General features: G+C 66.3%; 15 protein-coding genes. 5 read left to right on the top strand and 10 right to left on the bottom strand.

What is annotated here, in order from left to right:
• Positions 1–220: 220 nt before the first annotated feature.
• From ABIB42_RS17595 to ABIB42_RS17635, 9 genes are all read right to left on the bottom strand, one after another.
• Entirely contained in the window at positions 221–346 is a 126-nt protein-coding gene (locus ABIB42_RS17595; RefSeq protein ID WP_273028227.1) for a hypothetical protein, read from the bottom strand.
• A gap of 142 nt (positions 347–488) precedes the next feature.
• On the bottom strand, positions 489–1859 hold the full coding sequence (locus tag ABIB42_RS17600; RefSeq protein WP_005668278.1) for a hypothetical protein: 1371 nt from the start codon (positions 1857–1859) through the stop codon (positions 489–491).
• A 95-nt stretch (positions 1860–1954) separates the two neighbouring features.
• A complete protein-coding gene (locus ABIB42_RS17605) occupies positions 1955–4054 on the bottom strand; it encodes a glycoside hydrolase family 36 protein (RefSeq protein ID WP_429248719.1) in 2100 nt (699 codons plus the stop codon).
• 54 nt (positions 4055–4108) lie between these two features.
• The gene (locus ABIB42_RS17610) at positions 4109–4888 is read right to left on the bottom strand and encodes a DeoR/GlpR family DNA-binding transcription regulator (protein ID WP_429248720.1); all 780 of its coding nucleotides are present in this window, start codon (positions 4886–4888) and stop codon (positions 4109–4111) included.
• A 220-nt stretch (positions 4889–5108) separates the two neighbouring features.
• On the bottom strand, positions 5109–6194 hold the full coding sequence (locus ABIB42_RS17615) for an amidohydrolase family protein (protein WP_273162611.1): 1086 nt from the start codon (positions 6192–6194) through the stop codon (positions 5109–5111).
• Between the two features lie 12 nt (positions 6195–6206).
• Entirely contained in the window at positions 6207–7175 is a 969-nt protein-coding gene (locus tag ABIB42_RS17620) for a BadF/BadG/BcrA/BcrD ATPase family protein (RefSeq protein ID WP_005668284.1), read from the bottom strand.
• Positions 7159–8376, bottom strand: coding sequence for an SIS domain-containing protein (locus tag ABIB42_RS17625; protein WP_273162609.1), 1218 nt, complete (start codon positions 8374–8376; stop codon positions 7159–7161). The genes ABIB42_RS17620 and ABIB42_RS17625 overlap by 17 nt, the downstream gene beginning before the upstream one ends.
• Before the next feature lie 2 nt (positions 8377–8378).
• The gene (locus tag ABIB42_RS17630) at positions 8379–9668 is read right to left on the bottom strand and encodes a D-tagatose-bisphosphate aldolase, class II, non-catalytic subunit (RefSeq protein WP_429248721.1); all 1290 of its coding nucleotides are present in this window, start codon (positions 9666–9668) and stop codon (positions 8379–8381) included.
• Between the two features lie 26 nt (positions 9669–9694).
• The gene (locus tag ABIB42_RS17635; RefSeq protein ID WP_219862706.1) at positions 9695–10576 is read right to left on the bottom strand and encodes a DMT family transporter; all 882 of its coding nucleotides are present in this window, start codon (positions 10574–10576) and stop codon (positions 9695–9697) included.
• 432 nt (positions 10577–11008) lie between these two features.
• Here ABIB42_RS17635 and ABIB42_RS17640 point away from each other — a divergent pair, with 432 nt between their 5' ends.
• From ABIB42_RS17640 to ABIB42_RS17660, 5 genes are all read left to right on the top strand, one after another.
• The gene (locus tag ABIB42_RS17640; RefSeq protein WP_429248722.1) at positions 11009–12154 is read left to right on the top strand and encodes an RNA-guided endonuclease InsQ/TnpB family protein; all 1146 of its coding nucleotides are present in this window, start codon (positions 11009–11011) and stop codon (positions 12152–12154) included.
• Between the two features lie 173 nt (positions 12155–12327).
• Positions 12328–13203, top strand: a complete 876-nt coding sequence (locus tag ABIB42_RS17645; RefSeq protein WP_273028218.1) for a prepilin peptidase — start codon at positions 12328–12330, stop codon at positions 13201–13203.
• A complete protein-coding gene (gene coaE / locus ABIB42_RS17650) occupies positions 13200–13817 on the top strand; it encodes a dephospho-CoA kinase (protein ID WP_429248723.1) in 618 nt (205 codons plus the stop codon). The genes ABIB42_RS17645 and coaE overlap by 4 nt, the downstream gene beginning before the upstream one ends.
• An 87-nt stretch (positions 13818–13904) precedes the next feature.
• Positions 13905–14660 carry a cell division protein ZapD gene (gene zapD, locus ABIB42_RS17655; RefSeq protein ID WP_005668270.1) on the top strand — a complete coding sequence of 252 codons (756 nt, stop codon included), beginning with the start codon at positions 13905–13907 and terminating at the stop codon, positions 14658–14660.
• A gap of 19 nt (positions 14661–14679) precedes the next feature.
• Positions 14680–14862 carry a DNA gyrase inhibitor YacG gene (locus tag ABIB42_RS17660; protein ID WP_005668268.1) on the top strand — a complete coding sequence of 61 codons (183 nt, stop codon included), beginning with the start codon at positions 14680–14682 and terminating at the stop codon, positions 14860–14862.
• On the opposite strand, the gene ABIB42_RS17665 is transcribed toward ABIB42_RS17660, so the two are convergent.
• Positions 14859–16154, bottom strand: coding sequence for a D-amino acid dehydrogenase (locus ABIB42_RS17665; protein WP_005668265.1), 1296 nt, complete (start codon positions 16152–16154; stop codon positions 14859–14861). The two genes, ABIB42_RS17660 and ABIB42_RS17665, sit on opposite strands and share 4 nt — an antisense overlap.
• Positions 16155–16160 lie beyond the last annotated feature (6 nt).

Genomic DNA, 16160 nt, shown 5'->3' on the forward strand with positions numbered 1-16160 from the left:
TGACGATCAAGTCTGGTTGAATCCGGAACGGATTCGGCCAGAAGCACTACAGCAAGCAGCTTGAGATGACGCGACAACTACGTTGACAAACACCGCTACTGGGTGGTGTGCGATGCCATGGTCGCGCCTCCTTATCTGCTCCAGATTCGTAGGCGTTCGATCGCGATCACTCACGATATGTTCCGACTGTGCTCTGAAAGGGGCGGTAGGGACGCATCTGTCAGCGCCATCCAAGCGCCGGCGCCACATGCTCGAGCAACGACGACGGCAGGCGAACGTTGCAGTCCTCGCCGAGCTGATTCGACGCGGTCAGCAGCAGCGTATCCGCTTCGGCAATGGGCCTCATAGTCGATGCCCTTACTTTACCCAACAACGCATCGCTGCTCGCCCGCGAGGAATGCGCCAGCCGCGCTCAGGCGAATCCGGGCGCTTGATCCAATCAGCGATGCCCTTCCGGCGCAGCCCTGAACCGCCGCGACCTGTTCGCACTATCTCAGCGCTGTTCTGATTCCCCGCGCCGCCCATTCCAGGGTCGCCCTCAGCAGCGCATTGCCCATCGCCCATGGCCGCTGCCGGTCCAGCCCGCGCCGCCCCATCCGCTGCGGCAGGAAAAACCGCCCGAACGCCGACAACCCACTCCCACGCATGACCCAGAAACACCCGCCAGCATACGTCGTATCGAACCCATCCTCCGCCCGCAGCAGATACAGCGCCGTCCCCGAACACATCGCCACGTCGGCCTGCGCATCGCGCGCCAGCAGGCGCAGGCCGCGAAGATAAGACAACTCGAGCGTCTGGCGCAGATCGGGCAACGCGAGCACCAGCGGGCGCAGCAAACGCAAACGCTCCAGCAGGCGCGGCAAGCCGTGCAACCGCTCCCCCGCCCGCTCGCGATACCTGAGGAACGCCTCTTTCAACTCCGCCACCGTCGCCTGGGCCGGACGCGGCAGCGGCTCGGGCCGGTCGCGCCAGCAGCGCATCCAGTGCGCCAGCGCCTGTTCGTGCTGGGCCGCCAGGCTGGCCGGGCTGTCGAACTCGAGGTCGAAGCGCGCACCCGGCTGCAAAAAGCGGATGAGGCCGCGCTGCGCTTCCAGCCGCGACGCCTCCAGCACGCCCAGCGGTGTGCGGCGGCCGTGATTGAGCCAGGCATTGTCGACCCGGCTGAAGCGGGCGAAGGACGCGACCGGCACGATCAGCCGCGGCTTGAAGGTTTCGGCCTGCAGGGCCAGGCGCTCGATGCCCCGCTCGGCCGCCGCTTCGCGCTGGACAAAGTTGTCGGGGTTGCCGCACCAGGCCATGTCGGCGAAGCCCGTCAACAATACATCGACGCGGACGTTGGCCCTGCGCAGTCGCTCGGCGGCGGCGTGGCAGGCGGCGCGGGTGGCGAGCGCGCGCTCGCCCAGGTGCAGCAGCGTGCGCCGGCCGCACCGGATCAGGCACCAGGAGTCGCCCTCGCCGTTCGCGAACGCCGTCAGGCGCAGGTCGCGCGCCAGGGTCCGCGCCTGCCCCTCGGGGCACTCGGCCATGGCAAAGCGGTTGCGCCGCAGTTCGGCGTGCAGGCGCCAGTCGCGGCCCTGGCGATACAGGAAGGTGGCGATGCCGCGAAACTCGGCGCGAAAGCGGCGCAGGAAAGGCCCCGACAGGCGGTCGGGCTGGGCGCGCGAACACCAGACAAACACCGGCAAGCCGCTCGCATTCAGCTCGGCGATCAGCCCGGCGGTATGGGTGGAACGGTCGAGCAGGCTCCATGCATCGTTCAGCACCGTGCCGTCCAGCCAGGGGTCGGCCAGCAGCAGCGCATGGTCGGTGCGCAGCAGGAAACCGGCGTGGTTCAGGAAGGTGAAGGTCGGGCTCGGCATAGCGGCATGGCGGGGGTAGGCTCGGCTTCAGCCTATCGCCACGTCGCGCGCCATCCATGAGGCACCGCAATCGTGTTGCGGTGCCTTTCCACGCCTTATACCGGGATTGCCTCGAGCAAGAGCGCCCGTTCAAATCCAATCGTGAGCTTGTTGCTGGCCGCGCTCACTTCGCCCAGGTCGCGGTCTTCGACGTAATCGCGCACGCGGTAGCGACCGTTTCCGAGCCCGCGCAATTCGACCTGGCCCGACCACGCCTTCGCATAAAAGGCATAGTACAGACGGCCATCTTTCTCGACCGCATGGGTTTCCGGCTTGTCGAAACCGATGTCGTACAGTTCCCCGCGATACTGGCCCTTGGGCAGCATCTTGTCCTTGTAGATGCCGATCCACTTGCGCCACTTCGCTTCCTTGACCGCCGTCAGCAGGTAGCTGTCCTTCGGCTTCGGATCTTCGGGCCAGGTGAACTTGGTCGAGACCACCGCGCCGATGCCCACGGTCGACGCGAAATCGTCGCCACCGTCGCTGAGCTCGACGTGGTCGCCCGCGTAGGCCGCGCTCGGCCCCATCAGGGCTTTCAGGGTCTTGCCCTTGTGCCGCACCTGCCACGAGGACAGCGGGTCGGACGACGGCGCCTGGTTCGTATACGGCAGCGTATGGAAGGCGTACGAGGTGCCACAGGGGCAGAACTCGACCACGGCCTGGGGATTGATCTCGCGCGCGGTGTCGTACACCATTTTCCAGAAGTCCTGCAGTTTTTCGAAGGATTCTTCCGGACGCGCATGCTTGTGCGCCGGGTTGTGGCATGGCGCCACGCCGTTCAGGTGCTGGCCGTCGAGCTTCAGGCCCTCGTAGCCCCACTCGCCGATGATCTTGCGCACCAGCGCGCGGGTCTGCTCGATCACCGGTCCGTAGGCCGGGCACAGGGTCAGGGCATTCCACCAGGTGACGAATTGCGGCGCGCCGTTCTCGTCCAGCAGCAGCTGGTCGGTGTGCTGGTGCAGCAGGTCCGTGCCCGGATCGGCCGCCAGCGGCGCCAGCCACAGGCGCGCCTTCAGGCCGGCGCCGTGGATGTCGTCCACCAGCTTCTTCATGTCCTCGTCGCCGCGCGCGAACTTCTTGCGGTCGATCTTCCAGTCGCCTTCATTGGTTTGCCAGCCATCGTCCAGCACCGCCCATTCCAGGCCCAGCTCCCTGGCCTTGGCCAGGGTGCCGGTCATCAGGGGGATCGTGAAATCGCGCTCATAGCCCCAGGCGCACCAGATCGGCTCGTACGATTCCTCGCCCGCCTGCGGCGCCGCCAGGCCGCGCTCGGCCATCAGCAGGCGGTAGCGGTCCAGGGCGGCGAAGTAGTCGCCGGTGTGCACGGTGACGAAGGTGTCCAGGGTCGCCAGCTCCTGGCCCGGCTGCAGCACGACGGCTTGATCGAATTCGATCGCCAGCGCGGCGCCGGCCTTCACCTGCCGCACCGGCAGCGCCACCAGGCGCGGCACGGTGTCGAGATGGCCCACGGCGATGCCGTGCTCGGGCTGCCAGACGTCGGCCACCGGCGTGCCGCCGCCATAGTCGGACGAATTCATGCCCATGAAGTTGCGCTGTTCGAAGCCGTCCTTGAGCGGCTGCACCCAGTCGCGCCGGTCGGCGTGCGACGAACCGGAGAAGGTCCAGAAGCCGCGGCCAGGTGCGCGCCTGGCCGGCAGCAGCGTGTAGCCGCTGTTCGACCAGGCCTCGACCGGCAGCGCCGCCTGGCCGTTGTTGCGATAGCTCACGCGCAGCAGGGCCAGGCCCGGATGGCGTTCGTAGAAGGTGACCGTCACGGTCTTTTCGACGCCGTCCTTCGACACGCCTTTCAGGCGATGGCGCACGCCCGCGCCGTGCGGGCCGTCGACGCGGTCGACCGCCTGCTCGCCGAGGGCGAAGCCGTCGATCCAGCGCCCGCCCGTCACGCGCAGCCGTTCGCTGGCGTGAAAGCCCGTGACCGCGACCGTCGCGCCGCCCTGGCGCGCCAGCAGGCGGGTGCGCATCTGGCCGTCGAATTCGAGTCCCAGGGCGGCGTCGCCGATGCGCGCCACGCTTTTGTTCACCCCGTTACCCTGGGGCGCGGCCACGGCCACGCCGGCGCCCATGCCGCTTGCCACGGCCGATCCGGCCAGCCACTGCAACAGGGTGCGGCGCCGCTCGCTATGCACTTCGGTCATCTTGTCTCCTTGCTTGGTAGGACTACACAGCCGGCGCCGGCCGGCCGCGCCGCCCTACACCAGCACCACTTGCGCGCCGCGCGAGCGCAGCGCTTCGACCATCTCCGCCGGCACGCCGGCATCGGTGATGACCTGGTCGATCTGTTCGATCGTCGCGATCATGGACAGGCTGCGCCGTCCGATCTTCGACGAGTCGCCCACCGCCACCACGCGGCGCGCGATGCCCAGCATGCGCGCATTCAGGCGCGCTTCGAGCAGGTGCGGCGTCATCACGCCGATCTCCGGATCCAGGCCGTCGAAGCCCAGGAACAGGATGTCGGCATGCAGGCCTTCCAGCCCCTGCTCGGCCTGCGGGCCGCCCAGCGAATACGAGCTGGGACGCAGCACGCCGCCGAGCATGATCAGGGTCACGTGCGGCGCGCCGGCCAGCAGCACGGCGATGTTGAGCGCATTGGTGATCACGTTCACCGACTGCAGCTTCAGGCCGCGGATCTGCTTGGCGATTTCGGCGGTCGTCGTGCCCGAGTCGAGCACGATGGTCTGCCCTTCCCCGATCAGCTTGACCGCTTCTTCCGCGATGCGGACCTTTTCCGCGCGGTGCAGCGACTGCTTGACGCCGATCGGCAAATCCTCGTCGGCGCGCTGGGCCAGTGCCCCGCCGCGGGTGCGCACCACCGCGCCGATCTCGGCCAGCACGTTCAGATCGGCGCGCACCGTCACCAGCGAGATGCCGAACATCTCGGACAGCTCGGCCACCGTCACCCGCCCGCGCTCGGCCACCATTTCGCGGATCTTGCGGCGCCGTTCCGCCACCAGCAGATCCTGGTCGGGCACCGTTTCCGCAGGCTTGCCACCGTTACCGTTCGAAACTTTCGTTTCTAAATTTTTTTCTCGCTTCATTCCTTGTCCATCCGCGCCGGTTCGCCGTCGCGGCTCCGTGTGTAGGCGTGTATCCGTGTCATTAACGGTTTGATGATACAGGATGAAAATGCAAGAAACGAAAGTTCAGACTATTTTTTGCTCCCCTTCTCGCTTACGTATGAAGCCAGCATGATCATGCCTTCCAGGCGCCCCGGAACACGCGCTCGGCGTTCAGGCGGAACAGCTTGTCGGCCACCACCTTCGGCAGCGCCAGGCCGCGCACCACGCCGTCCAGATCCGGCGTGGTGAGTTCGTCGTCGGTATTGAAGTAGCGCCAGTCGCGCCGCCACACGCCGTCCAGGTCGGCCACGAAGTCGGCCTGACTCTGCGCCGTCGACTGGGCCAGGTCGGAGCCATACATCAGGCGATCCTGGTAATCGATGAAGAACCGGCGCACCCGCTCGCGGTCGCGCTGCGACTGGTGCTGGATCTGGCCGATGCGCGCCGCGATATCCACATTGGCCGTCGGATTGCGGTCCAGGAAGCGCGCCAGCTCGTCCACGTTCCACTCCAGCGAGGCCATGTGCACGCCGACGAAGCGCAGGCGCGGATGGCTGGCCAGCAGGCGGTCGCGCGCGCCCATCTGGTCTGCGTAGCTCGGCATCTTCGGCTGCCGGTACATGTGGTACTGCGGATGGTTCTTGAAATATTCGCGGTCGTTCTTCGTCGTCATCTTCTCGAGCGGCAGCCAGCAGTTGTGCGGCTCGCCCTGGTGCCCGACCAGCAGCACGTCGCGCGCTTCGAACGCGTCGAACAGCGGCTTGATGCGGGCGTCGTCGACCATCACCAGCCGGCCCTGCGCATCGCGCTCCGACATGCCGATGTTCTTCCAGACCTTGACGCCCACCGCGCCATCCTGCAGCGCCGCATCCAGCCGGTGCAGGGTCGCCGGGATCCAGGCCGGCTGCAGCAGGTTGTCGGCGCTGAAGCTGGCGATCCAGCCCACGGTGGCCGGATGCTCGCGGTGCAGCTTGCTGGCCACGCGCTGCTGCTGCTCCAGCGCCGGGAACACCGGATAGTCGACGTTGATCGTCAGCGCGCGGAAATTGGCCTTGCGCGCCAGTTCCAGGAACGGCCCCTGCTCCAGGCCGTGCAGGTGCAGGTGGGCGTCGATCTTGGGCACGCTCTCGTAATCCTGCATGGTGTAGCTGTCGGCAGCCAGCGCGCCGATCGGCGCTGCCAGCGCGGCGAGGATGGTGCAAAGAAGGCGGACGCGCATATATGCTCCTGTCTATCGGGTCTGGGATGCGAGGCGATCCAGCGCGGCCTCGCTCAATGGCTGCCCGGCGCTGCGGGCGGCGTACAAGGCGGCGCCGAGCACCGGCGCCAGCCGCGGCGCCTGCAGGCGGTAGGGCCTGGCGCAGGCGGCCAGCGCCTGCTCGAATGGCGCGCGCAGCAGTCCGCCGTCGCCGAACAGCCCGCCCGTATAGGACACCGGCAGCGGCAGGTCGGCAGCGACGTCGAGCCGGTCGCGCACCGCGTCGACCATCGCGGCCAGTTCGCGCGCGGCGTCGACGAAGATGGCGCGCGCCTGTTCGTCGCCCTGGACCGCCGCCTCGGACGCCAGGCGCGCCAGCTGGGCGATGCGGCTGCGGTCGGCGCCGAGCTCGCCGTACACCACGGCGCACAGGTCGAGGTCGTCCTCCAGCGCCAGCCGCTCGCGCACCAGGCCGTACAGGCCTCCCTTGGGCGCGCGGCCGTCGCTCATGCGCGAGAACAGGGTCAGGCCGGCGCGCGCGATCCAGTGGGCCGAACCCTCGTCGCTGAACAGCTCTCCCCAGCCGCCGGCGCGCGCCTGGCGGCCGGCGACTTCGCCATAGGCCATCGAGCCGGTGCCGGCGATCACGCTGATGCCGTCCATGCAGGCCAACGAACCGGCCCAGCTGCACACCATGTCGTTGCCGCACAGCGTGCGTTCAGGGCCAAGGATGGCGCCGGCCGCCGCATCCAGCTCGCGCTGGGCCGCGCGGTCCTCGCCATAGGCCGGCAGGCCAAAGAAAGCGTAGTCGACCGCGCCGCCATCGACGCCGGCCGTTGCCAGTAGCGCCTGCACGCCGCGCTGCAAGGTCGCGGCCACGGCTGGCATGCCGGCATCGACGTGGTAGGTGCTGCCTTCTTCGTGGCGCGCCAGCACGCCGCCGTGCGCGTCGATCAGCGCGAACGCGGTCTTGGTGCCGCCGCCGTCAACCCCGAGGAACATGGGCGGCCTCGCTGTCGACGTGGGAAACGAACGAATAGATGGTCACCCCGCGCACCACCCGGTTGACGGTGCCGGACATGCTCGGCGTATCCGGGCGCACGCCCAGCGACAGCGAGCGCAGGAAGGAAAAGGCCTGGCAGAACACGATAAAGGGCAGCGCCAGCTCGAGGTCTTGCGCACCCTCGGCGCCGGTAAAGGTGAACGCATCGTCACCGGGCGCGGCATCCGCCTGGGCGTCCAGGGCCAGCACGCGGCCGGCGCGGCGGTCGCCGCGCAGCTCGCGCAGCAGGTCGAGGTCGTAGCGGCGCGCCTGCGGATCGTTCGACAGCAGCACCACCACCAGGGTCCGGTCGTCGACGATGGTCTTGGGGCCGTGTCGGAAGCCCAGCGGCGAATCGTGGATCGCCACCACCTGGCCGTCGGTCAGCTCCAGCAGCTTCAGCGCGGCTTCGCGCGCCAGGGCGCGCAGCTCGTTGCTGCCGAGGTAGACCACGCGCCTGAAGTCCTGCGCCACCAGCTGCGCCAGGAGCGGCAGCGCGCGCTCGCCTACCTGCGTCGCCGCCGGCGCGGTACGAGCTCCAGCGTCAGGCGCCAGCAGCCGGAAGGCCAGCGCCGCGGCCAGCAGCATCGAGGTGAAGCTGGTCGTCATCGCGAAGCCGCGGTCGTGGGTGGCGTCGGGCAGCAGGATCGCCAGCGCATTGGCGCGGTCCTGGGTCATGCGGTACAGCTGCCCCTCTTCATTGCAGGTGATGACCAGGTGGTAGACGTCATCCACCAGCTGGTCGGCCAGCTGCACCGCCGCCACGCTTTCCGGGCTGCTGCCGGAACGGGCGAACGACACCACCAGGGTCGGCGCGCCGCGCTGGAAATAGCGGTCCGGGCCCGACACCAGGTCGGTGGTCGGCACCGCTTCGGCGCGCCGCCCCTGGCGCAGCAGGCCTGGCGCCAGGCATTCGCCGATGAAGGCCGAGGTGCCGGCGCCGGCCATCACGATGCGCAGCGCCGGGCGCGCCAGCAGCGGCGCCAGGAAGGCGTCGATCTGCGCGCGCTGCGCGGTCACCAGCGCATCGATCTGCGGCCACACGGCCGGCTGCTGCGCGATCTCGCGCGCCGTCACGCCGCCGCCCAGCGCATCGAGGCGGCCCACATCCTGTCCAAATAACTCACTGCCGCCTTGCGCGGCATCCTGTACTGCTTGCATGTTCACTGCTCCCTAGGTTCGGCGCCCGGCTGGCAGGCGCGCATGTACTGGCGCAGCACGCGGGCTACCCCTTCTTTCAATAGCGCGAGCGGCGTGTTGCGCACGCGGCCCTCGCGCACGGCTTCGTAATGGAATGGCAGGTACTGGCTCAGCAAGGTGAGCGGCGCCGGCTGGCGTTCCAGGTTCGCGACCAGGGCCGCCTGCGCGGCCTGGATGCGCGGATGCGGCCAGTAGTAGCGGATCCGGTCGGAGAGGCTGTACTGCTGGTCGAACAGCAGGCTGCCGGCGTCGTGGTAGTACTTGCGCCAGTAATCCGGCTCGGCGCGCATCACGTCCAGCACAACTTCCTTGAAGCCGCGCTCTCCTTGCATTCCCATTTCAGCCTCGATGTCGGCCAGTGCCCACAGCGTTTCGCGCAGCGCGAAGGTCAGGCCGGGGCCGACTTTCAGTATGGCGAAGTGGTCGCGCACCAGCGCCTGCAGCAGGCCGGGCGTCTGGTAGTCGGTCGAGTGGGCCTCGAACACCATGGTCGGCTCGCCCTCGATGAAGCGGCTCAGCGCCTGCGCCATTTCCGGGCGGTAGTCGATCACCTTGTGGTGGTCGAATTCCACGCCCGGCTGCACCACCAGGCCGATCACGCGCGGCCACGCGGCTTCCAGGCCGGCCGCGTTGAACGCAGCGCGATGCGCGGCAATGGTCAGCGCCGCCGCATCCGGCGTGGTCACGGCCAGCTCGTCCAGCTCTTCGTGGGCGCCGCCCGGCACCGGAACCTCGGTGCCGACGATATACACCGGCGCCTCGCCGCCCGCGCGCTGCCAGGCGCGCTCGGCCACCACCGCCAGGCGCGCGGCGCGTTCGGCCACGACTTCGTCCGGCAGCGGCACCGGATCGCCCGCGCACGACATCGAGCAATCGAGGTGGATCTTGCGGAAACCCGCGGCCACGTACTGGTCGATCAGCACCTCGGACTTGGCCATCGCGTCGGCGGCAGGCTCGCCCTGCCAGCAGTTCGGCCCCAGGTGGTCTCCCCCCAGCAGGATGCGCCCGCGTGGAAAGCCGACCTTGTCGGCGATGCCGAACACGAAGTCGCGGAAGGCGGCGGGCGTCATTCCGGTATAGCCGCCGTCCTGGTTGACCTGGTTCGAGGTCGCCTCGATCAACACTTGCCCGTCACTTTCCAGGCCGGTCTCAAAGGCGGCCTCGATCACCAGCGGGTGCGCCGAACACACTGAATGGATGCCCACGGGCTGGCCCGCGTGATGGCGTTGGACGAGATCGAGAAGCACTTGCATTGTCGTTGACTCCAGATAGAGGGACTTCAGGCGGCGCTCGGCTCGTCGGGCTGCAGCGCCAGGAACAGCGCCGCCGCCAGCGAGAGACCGATGCCGGCCAGTTTGAAACCGTTCGGCAGGGTCGCCGCCATCGCCACCGAAATGATGGTGGTCAGGAGCGGCGCGCCGGCATTGACCAGGGGCGACACCACCAGCGCCTTGCCATGCCGGAAGGCATACACCAGGGTCAGCGCGCCGACCGCATTGAGCACCTGCGTGATCGCGGCCAGCCACGGACCGTCCAGGCCATAGTTGATCGGCTGCGAGAAGTCGGTCATGGCCAGCGCGACCGGAATGAAGGCCAATGCGCTGACGGTCATGTAGAAGAAGATGCTTTCGGCATCCATGATGGCGTTGGCGCGCTTGATGAAGTAGGCCTGCAAGCCCCAGGCCACCAGCACGCCAAGCGCCAGCACGAACCACCAGCCGTAGGCCACGCCGCCCTGTTCCGGCGCGTAGTCGAACAGCGGCAACGCGCACAGCGCCAGCACGATGCCGGTCACGCCCATGGCGCCGGTGCGTTCGCGCAGGAAGGCATACGACAGGGCGATCGTGATCACCGGCGACAGCGAGATCAGGGGGAAGATCAGGTACGTCGGTCCTTCCTTGACCGCGTGGAACAGGATCATCTGTCCACCGGCGCCCAGCAGGCCGATGGCCAGGCCATGAGCGATCGCGGGGCCATCGCGCCGCACGCGCCAGTCGATGCGCGCCAGCGCGAACAGCGCCGGCGGAATCATGGTCAGCGCCCACACCGCATACACCAGGGTCTCGGGAAAGCCGTTCTGCACCGGGCGCCCGGCGAAGGCGCCCCACACGCCCCACAGCAGGGTGGTCACCAGGGCGTAGCCAAGCCAGTGGGTTTTCATCGTCGTCGTCCTCCTCAGGTTTCCTCGTTATAAGCAGATAGTAATGGAAGGCTTTCGAAATATCAAATAACTTTCGAAATCTTTCGATTTAACGAAACAACCGTGTGTTTTTTGCGATGCAGCAGCGTAGGGTTGATAACAGTTAGTACGAAAGCTAGTTGAAGCTCAAACTTATCCACTGCGAGAAAGTTTGGTTCGACGATAGCCAGACGGACCTGAATGCTGGGGAACCCTGGTCGTTATGGAGGAAATAGATGCCCGCTGCGGAAGTGCGATGGTTTGCATCTGCTGAAGATGGGCTGGAAGTCTGGAACTGTGGTTTAGGGTGCGTTATTGGGAACTATCCGGTGCCTCACCAGCTCTGACAAGACCCGGCTGATTGGCTCTAGCCGGGTTCGTCGCCAACGCGGGCCACGACTCTGGGGACCCATCATGTTCCGCGGTCATCGCATTCGCCTCGATCCCAACAACGTGCAGGCCACGTACCTTGCCCGCGCGGCAGGCACCGCCCGATTCTCCTATAACTGGGCACTGACCGAGTGGCAGCGACAGTATGAGGCGTGCAAGACCGATCCAGATTTGCCAAAACCGAACGAGAGAGCGCTAAGGCGCCAGCTCAATGCGATCAAGCGCGTGCAGTACCCCTGGATGCTGGCGGTGACGAAGAATGCGCCGCAAATGGCAATCATGGAGCTGGATCGCGCCTTCACGAACTTCTTCAAGGGAAGAGCACGCTACCCCACCTGTCGGCGTAAAGGGCGTGACGATCGATTTACTTTAACGAACGACCAGTTTCGCATCAAGGAAAAACGCATCTGGATCCCTCGCCTTGGATGGGTCAGGATGTGGGAATCGTTGCGGTTTGCAGGCAGGTGCGTTTCTGCATCGATCTCACGCGTTGCCGATCATTGGTATGCCAGCATCACCGTCGATACCTCAGAGCCTCTCTTGCCTTCAGCTGAAAACCAAGGCGTGGTCGGAGTCGATCTGGGTGTCACCACGCTCGCGACATTGTCGAATGGTGAAACCTTTGTTGGACCAAAAGCGCTGGCAATGCTCCTGGATCGGGTGCGACGGTTATCGCGCGACTTGTCCCGGCAGGTGAAGGGTTCGCGCAACCGTGGCAAAGCGAAAAAGAAACTAGCCAAGTTGTATGCCAGGATTGCCAGCCTGCGGCGCGACAGCCTCCACAAGCTCAGCACGAATATCACGCACCGATTCCACACCATCGGCATCGAAGATCTGCATGTCAAAGGCATGCTTGCCAACCGGTGCTTGTCGCGCGCCATTGCCGACATGGGTTTTGGTGAGTTGCGCAGGCAGCTGGAGTACAAGGCGGCGCAACGTGGTGGGCAGGTAGTGGTAGTCGACCGTTGGTATCCGAGCAGTAAAACGTGTTCATGCTGCGGTTACCTGCTTGCTGTACTCGATCTGGGCACTCGCCGCTGGGTTTGCCCGGGCTGTGGGACAAACCATGATCGCGACGTGAACGCGGCGATCAACTTGAAAAATCTAGCGGCGAGTTCCGCCGTAGCTGCCTGTGGAGGGGAGGGCGCTGGCCTCGCACATCAAGTGTGAGGCGAAACCGTCCCCTATGAAGCAGGAATTCAACAGCAAAGTTAAATATAAATAGCTTTGCGTAAGTTTGAAGGAACGGAAAACCCCTACAATGAGCTTGATGTAAGGAATTACTCTGCGGCAGACCGTCGATCATCGGACGGCGCCGCCTTTTCGTCTCGGACCGGATCGACATGCCCCTGGAATCGTTGTTGTTTGCGCCCCCTGCCCTGCTGGGCCCCACCCTCGTGGCCGCGCTGCTCGGCCTGCTGGTGGGCAGCTTCCTGAACGTGGTCATCTACCGCATCCCGAAGATGATGCAGCGCGAGTCCGACAACTACGTGGCGCAGGAAAGCGGCAAGGAGTTGCCGCATACCGACCGCTTCAACCTGATGGTGCCGCGCTCGGCCTGCCCCTGCTGCGGCCACCAGATCACGGCCATCGAGAACATCCCGGTCATCAGCTGGCTCGCCCTCGGCGGCAAGTGCCGCAAGTGCAAGACGCCGATCCCGGCCCGCTATCCGGCGATCGAACTATTCACGGCCGTCGTCTCGGGCCTGATGGTGTGGACCTTCGGCAGCGGCGCGGCGGGCATGAGTAGCCTGCTGTTCGCCTGGCTGCTCATCGCCATGACCTTCATCGATTTCGACACCCAGCTGCTGCCGGACGACCTGACCTACCCGCTGCTGTGGGCGGGCCTGCTCATGAACATCAACGCCACCTTCGTGCCGCTGCAGGACGCCGTGATCGGCGCCGCCGCGGGCTACCTGGTGCTGTGGGCCGTGTATTGGGTGTTCAAGCTCGCCACCGGCAAGGAGGGCATGGGGTATGGCGACTTCAAGCTGCTGGCGGCGCTCGGCGCCTGGCTCGGATGGACCGCCCTGCCGACCATCATCCTGCTGTCGTCGGTGGTGGGTGCGTTAGTGGGCATCAGCCTGATCGTGTTCGCCCGGCGCGGACGCGACAAGCCGATCCCCTTCGGCCCCTACCTGGCGGCGGCCGGCCTGATCGCCATGCTGTATGGCGCAGAGCTGGGCCGTTTCAGCGCCGGCCTGCTGGGCGGCGCATGAACACGGCGGATGGCATGGCGTTCTCGGTCGGTCTCACCGGCGGCATCGGCTGCGGCAAGAGCACCGTGGCCGAGCTGTTCGCCGGCCTGGGCGCCACGATCATCGACACCGACGCCATCGCCCACTCTCTCACCGCCGCGCACGGCGCGGCGATGCCGGCCATCCTGGCCGAATTCGGCCCCGACTTCGCCACGCCTGACGGCGCCCTGGACCGCGCGCGCATGCGCAGCCTGGTGTTTACGGATGCCGGCGCGCGCGGCCGGCTGGAAGCGATCCTGCATCCGCGCATCCGCGACGCCACCGCCGCTGCGGCGGCCATCGCCACCGGACCGTACGTGATCTTCGCGGTGCCGCTCCTGATCGAGTCGGGAACATGGCGCGACCGGGTGTCGCGCGTGCTGGCCGTGGACTGCTCGGAAGACACCCAGGTGGCCCGTGTCATGCAGCGCAGTGGCCTGTCGGACGACCAGGTGCGCGCCATCATGGCGACCCAGGTCACGCGGGCCCAGCGCCTGGCGGCGGCGGACGACGTGATCGACAACGACGACGGCCTGGAGGCCCTGTTACCCCAGGTAATACGCTTGCACGAGCGGTATCTGGCATTGAGTATGTAACAAGGTTGATGCAGTGTTTGTAATTTCGCTTCGTATGGTTCAGAATCACCAAGTTGCTTGCCAGCCTACATTCAGAGGAATGTCATTTTGATCGTCTACGAATACCCTTTCAACGAGAGGATTCGCACGTTGTTGCGGCTGGAGGACCTGTACGAGAAGTTCAAGTTCTTCGTGCAGCAGGAACACCCGATGCAGCACCATGTCGCCCTCGCGACGATCTTCGACATGCTGGAAGTGGCCGGCCGCGCCGACCTGAAATCGGACCTGCTGCAGGAACTCGAACGGCAGAAGCAATCGCTGCTGGCCTACCGCAGCAATCCCGCCGTTGCCGCCGACACGCTCGACGCCGTCCTGGCCGAACTGGACAAGGCCAGCAGCGCGCTGGTCACCAGCCAGGGCAAGACCGGCCAGAACGTGCGCGACAACGAATGGCTGATGAGCATCCGCGGCCGCACCATCATCCCGGGCGGCGCCTGCGAATTCGACCTGCCCTCCTACTACGCCTGGCAGAAGCGCCCGGCCGAGCAGCGCCATGCCGACATCATGGGCTGGTTCGGCCCGCTCGCCCCGCTGCTCGAGGCGCTGGCCCTGGTGCTGCGCCTGCTGCGCAATTCGGGCGCGCCGGTCAAGATGATCGCCGTAGCGGGCAGCTATCAACAGATGTTACAGGGTAAAATCTACCAGATGCTGCGCTTGACCCTGGACGAGTCGACGGGAGCGATCCCCGAGATCTCGGCCAACAAGTACATGCTGTGGGTACGCTTCACCACCCAGGACGGCGATTGCAAGCCCAAGCCGCTGGAAGAAGACGTGCCGTTCGACCTGACCCTCTGCAATTTCTGATTTTTGATTGGTAGTACCGATGACCGTAGTCGCCTGCCCCACCTGCGGCAAACAAGTCGAATGGATCGAAGCGAACAAGTTTCGTCCGTTCTGTTCCGAGCGTTGCAAGAAGATCGACCTGGGCGCCTGGGCCGAAGAGAAGTTCGTGATTCCGGGCGGCGCGCCGAGCGACCCGCTCGATGAACCGCCGACCGAACGTTAAACGGCGATCCCCGCCGGCGCCACCACCGGCCTGTTGCGCCGCCCATAGCGGTCCATGAACAGCCCTTCCAGCCCGATCTCGGGCTGGCGTCCCGACAGGATATCCGCCAGCACCCGGCCCGAGCCGCACGACATGGTCCAGCCCAGCGTGCCATGCCCGGTGTTCAGGAACAGGTTGCGATACGGCGTCGGTCCGATCACCGGCGTGCCGTCCGGCGTCATCGGCCGCAGGCCGCACCAGAACGAGGCCTGGCGCACGTCGCCGCCGTCCGGGAACAGGTTCGTCACCGAATGCTCGAGCGTGTCGCGCCGCGCCTGGTGCAGGCGCAGGTCGTAGCCGCACAGCTCCGCCGTGCCGCCGACGCGGATGCGGTCGCCCAGGCGCGTGATCGCCACTTTATAGGTCTCGTCCATCACCGTCGATTCGGGCGCGCCGGATGCGTCCGTGATCGGCACCGTGATCGAGTAGCCCTTCACCGGATAGACCGGGATATGGATGCCGATCTGCCTGAGCATCAGCGGAGAGTAGCTGCCCAGCGCCAGCACGAAGGCCTCGGACTTCAGTTCGCCTTTATTCGTGACGACGCCGGTCACGCGGTCGCCCTCGACGTTCAGGCGCTCGATTTTCACCTCGTGCCGGAACTTGACGCCCAGGCCCTTGGCCAGTTCGGCCAGCGCCTGGGTGAACTTGAAGCAGTCGCCGGTCTCGTCGTTCGGCAGCAGCAGGCCGCCCACGTAGTTGCCGGGCACGCGCGCCAGCGCCGGTTCGTACCGCGTGCAGCCTTCCCGGTCGAGCAGCTTGTAAGGCACGCCGGAACGCTCCAGCACCTCGGTATCGGTGTGCGCGCCATCGAGCTGCTTCTGGGTGCGAAACAGCTGCAGGGTGCCCTTGCTGCGTTCGTCGTAGGCGATGCCGGTGTCACGCCGCAGCTGGACCAGCACGTCGCGGCTGTACTCGGCCAGGCGCACCATGCGGCCCTTGTTGACCTGGTAGCTGCGGGTATTGCAGTTGGCCAGCATCTGCAGGATCCAGCGCCACTGCTGCGGATCCATCCGCGGCCGGATCACCAGGGGGCTGTGGCGCATCGCCAGCCATCGGAGGGCCTTGAGCGGCACGCCGGGGCCGGCCCAGGGCGTGGCATAGCCGGGCGAGATCTCGCCGGCATTGCCGAAGCTGGTCTCCATCCCGGCGCCGCTCTGGCGTTCGATCACGGTGACGTCATGCCCGGCCTTGGCCAGGAAATACGCCGATGCGGTTCCGATGACGCCACTGCCGAGGATGATGACCTTCACACGTTC

The organism is Massilia sp. UYP32, assembly GCF_050434365.1.
Classification (GTDB): Bacteria; Pseudomonadota; Gammaproteobacteria; order Burkholderiales; family Burkholderiaceae_D; genus Telluria; species Telluria timonae.

Bases quoted from the DNA above. Each gene is read 5' to 3' on its own strand.
- ABIB42_RS17595 (WP_273028227.1), bottom strand. From the start codon at position 346: ATGAGGCCCATTGCCGAAGCGGATACGCTGCTGCTGACCGCGTCGAAT.
- ABIB42_RS17600 (WP_005668278.1), bottom strand. From the start codon at position 1,859: ATGCCGAGCCCGACCTTCACCTTCCTGAACCACGCCGGTTTCCTGCTG.
- ABIB42_RS17605 (WP_429248719.1), bottom strand. From the start codon at position 4,054: ATGACCGAAGTGCATAGCGAGCGGCGCCGCACCCTGTTGCAGTGGCTG.
- ABIB42_RS17615 (WP_273162611.1), bottom strand. From the start codon at position 6,194: ATGCGCGTCCGCCTTCTTTGCACCATCCTCGCCGCGCTGGCAGCGCCG.
- ABIB42_RS17620 (WP_005668284.1), bottom strand. From the start codon at position 7,175: ATGTTCCTCGGGGTTGACGGCGGCGGCACCAAGACCGCGTTCGCGCTG.
- ABIB42_RS17625 (WP_273162609.1), bottom strand. From the start codon at position 8,376: ATGCAAGCAGTACAGGATGCCGCGCAAGGCGGCAGTGAGTTATTTGGA.
- ABIB42_RS17630 (WP_429248721.1), bottom strand. From the start codon at position 9,668: ATGCAAGTGCTTCTCGATCTCGTCCAACGCCATCACGCGGGCCAGCCC.
- ABIB42_RS17635 (WP_219862706.1), bottom strand. From the start codon at position 10,576: ATGAAAACCCACTGGCTTGGCTACGCCCTGGTGACCACCCTGCTGTGG.
- ABIB42_RS17640 (WP_429248722.1), top strand. From the start codon at position 11,009: ATGTTCCGCGGTCATCGCATTCGCCTCGATCCCAACAACGTGCAGGCC.
- ABIB42_RS17645 (WP_273028218.1), top strand. From the start codon at position 12,328: ATGCCCCTGGAATCGTTGTTGTTTGCGCCCCCTGCCCTGCTGGGCCCC.
- coaE (WP_429248723.1), top strand. From the start codon at position 13,200: ATGAACACGGCGGATGGCATGGCGTTCTCGGTCGGTCTCACCGGCGGC.
- ABIB42_RS17660 (WP_005668268.1), top strand. From the start codon at position 14,680: ATGACCGTAGTCGCCTGCCCCACCTGCGGCAAACAAGTCGAATGGATC.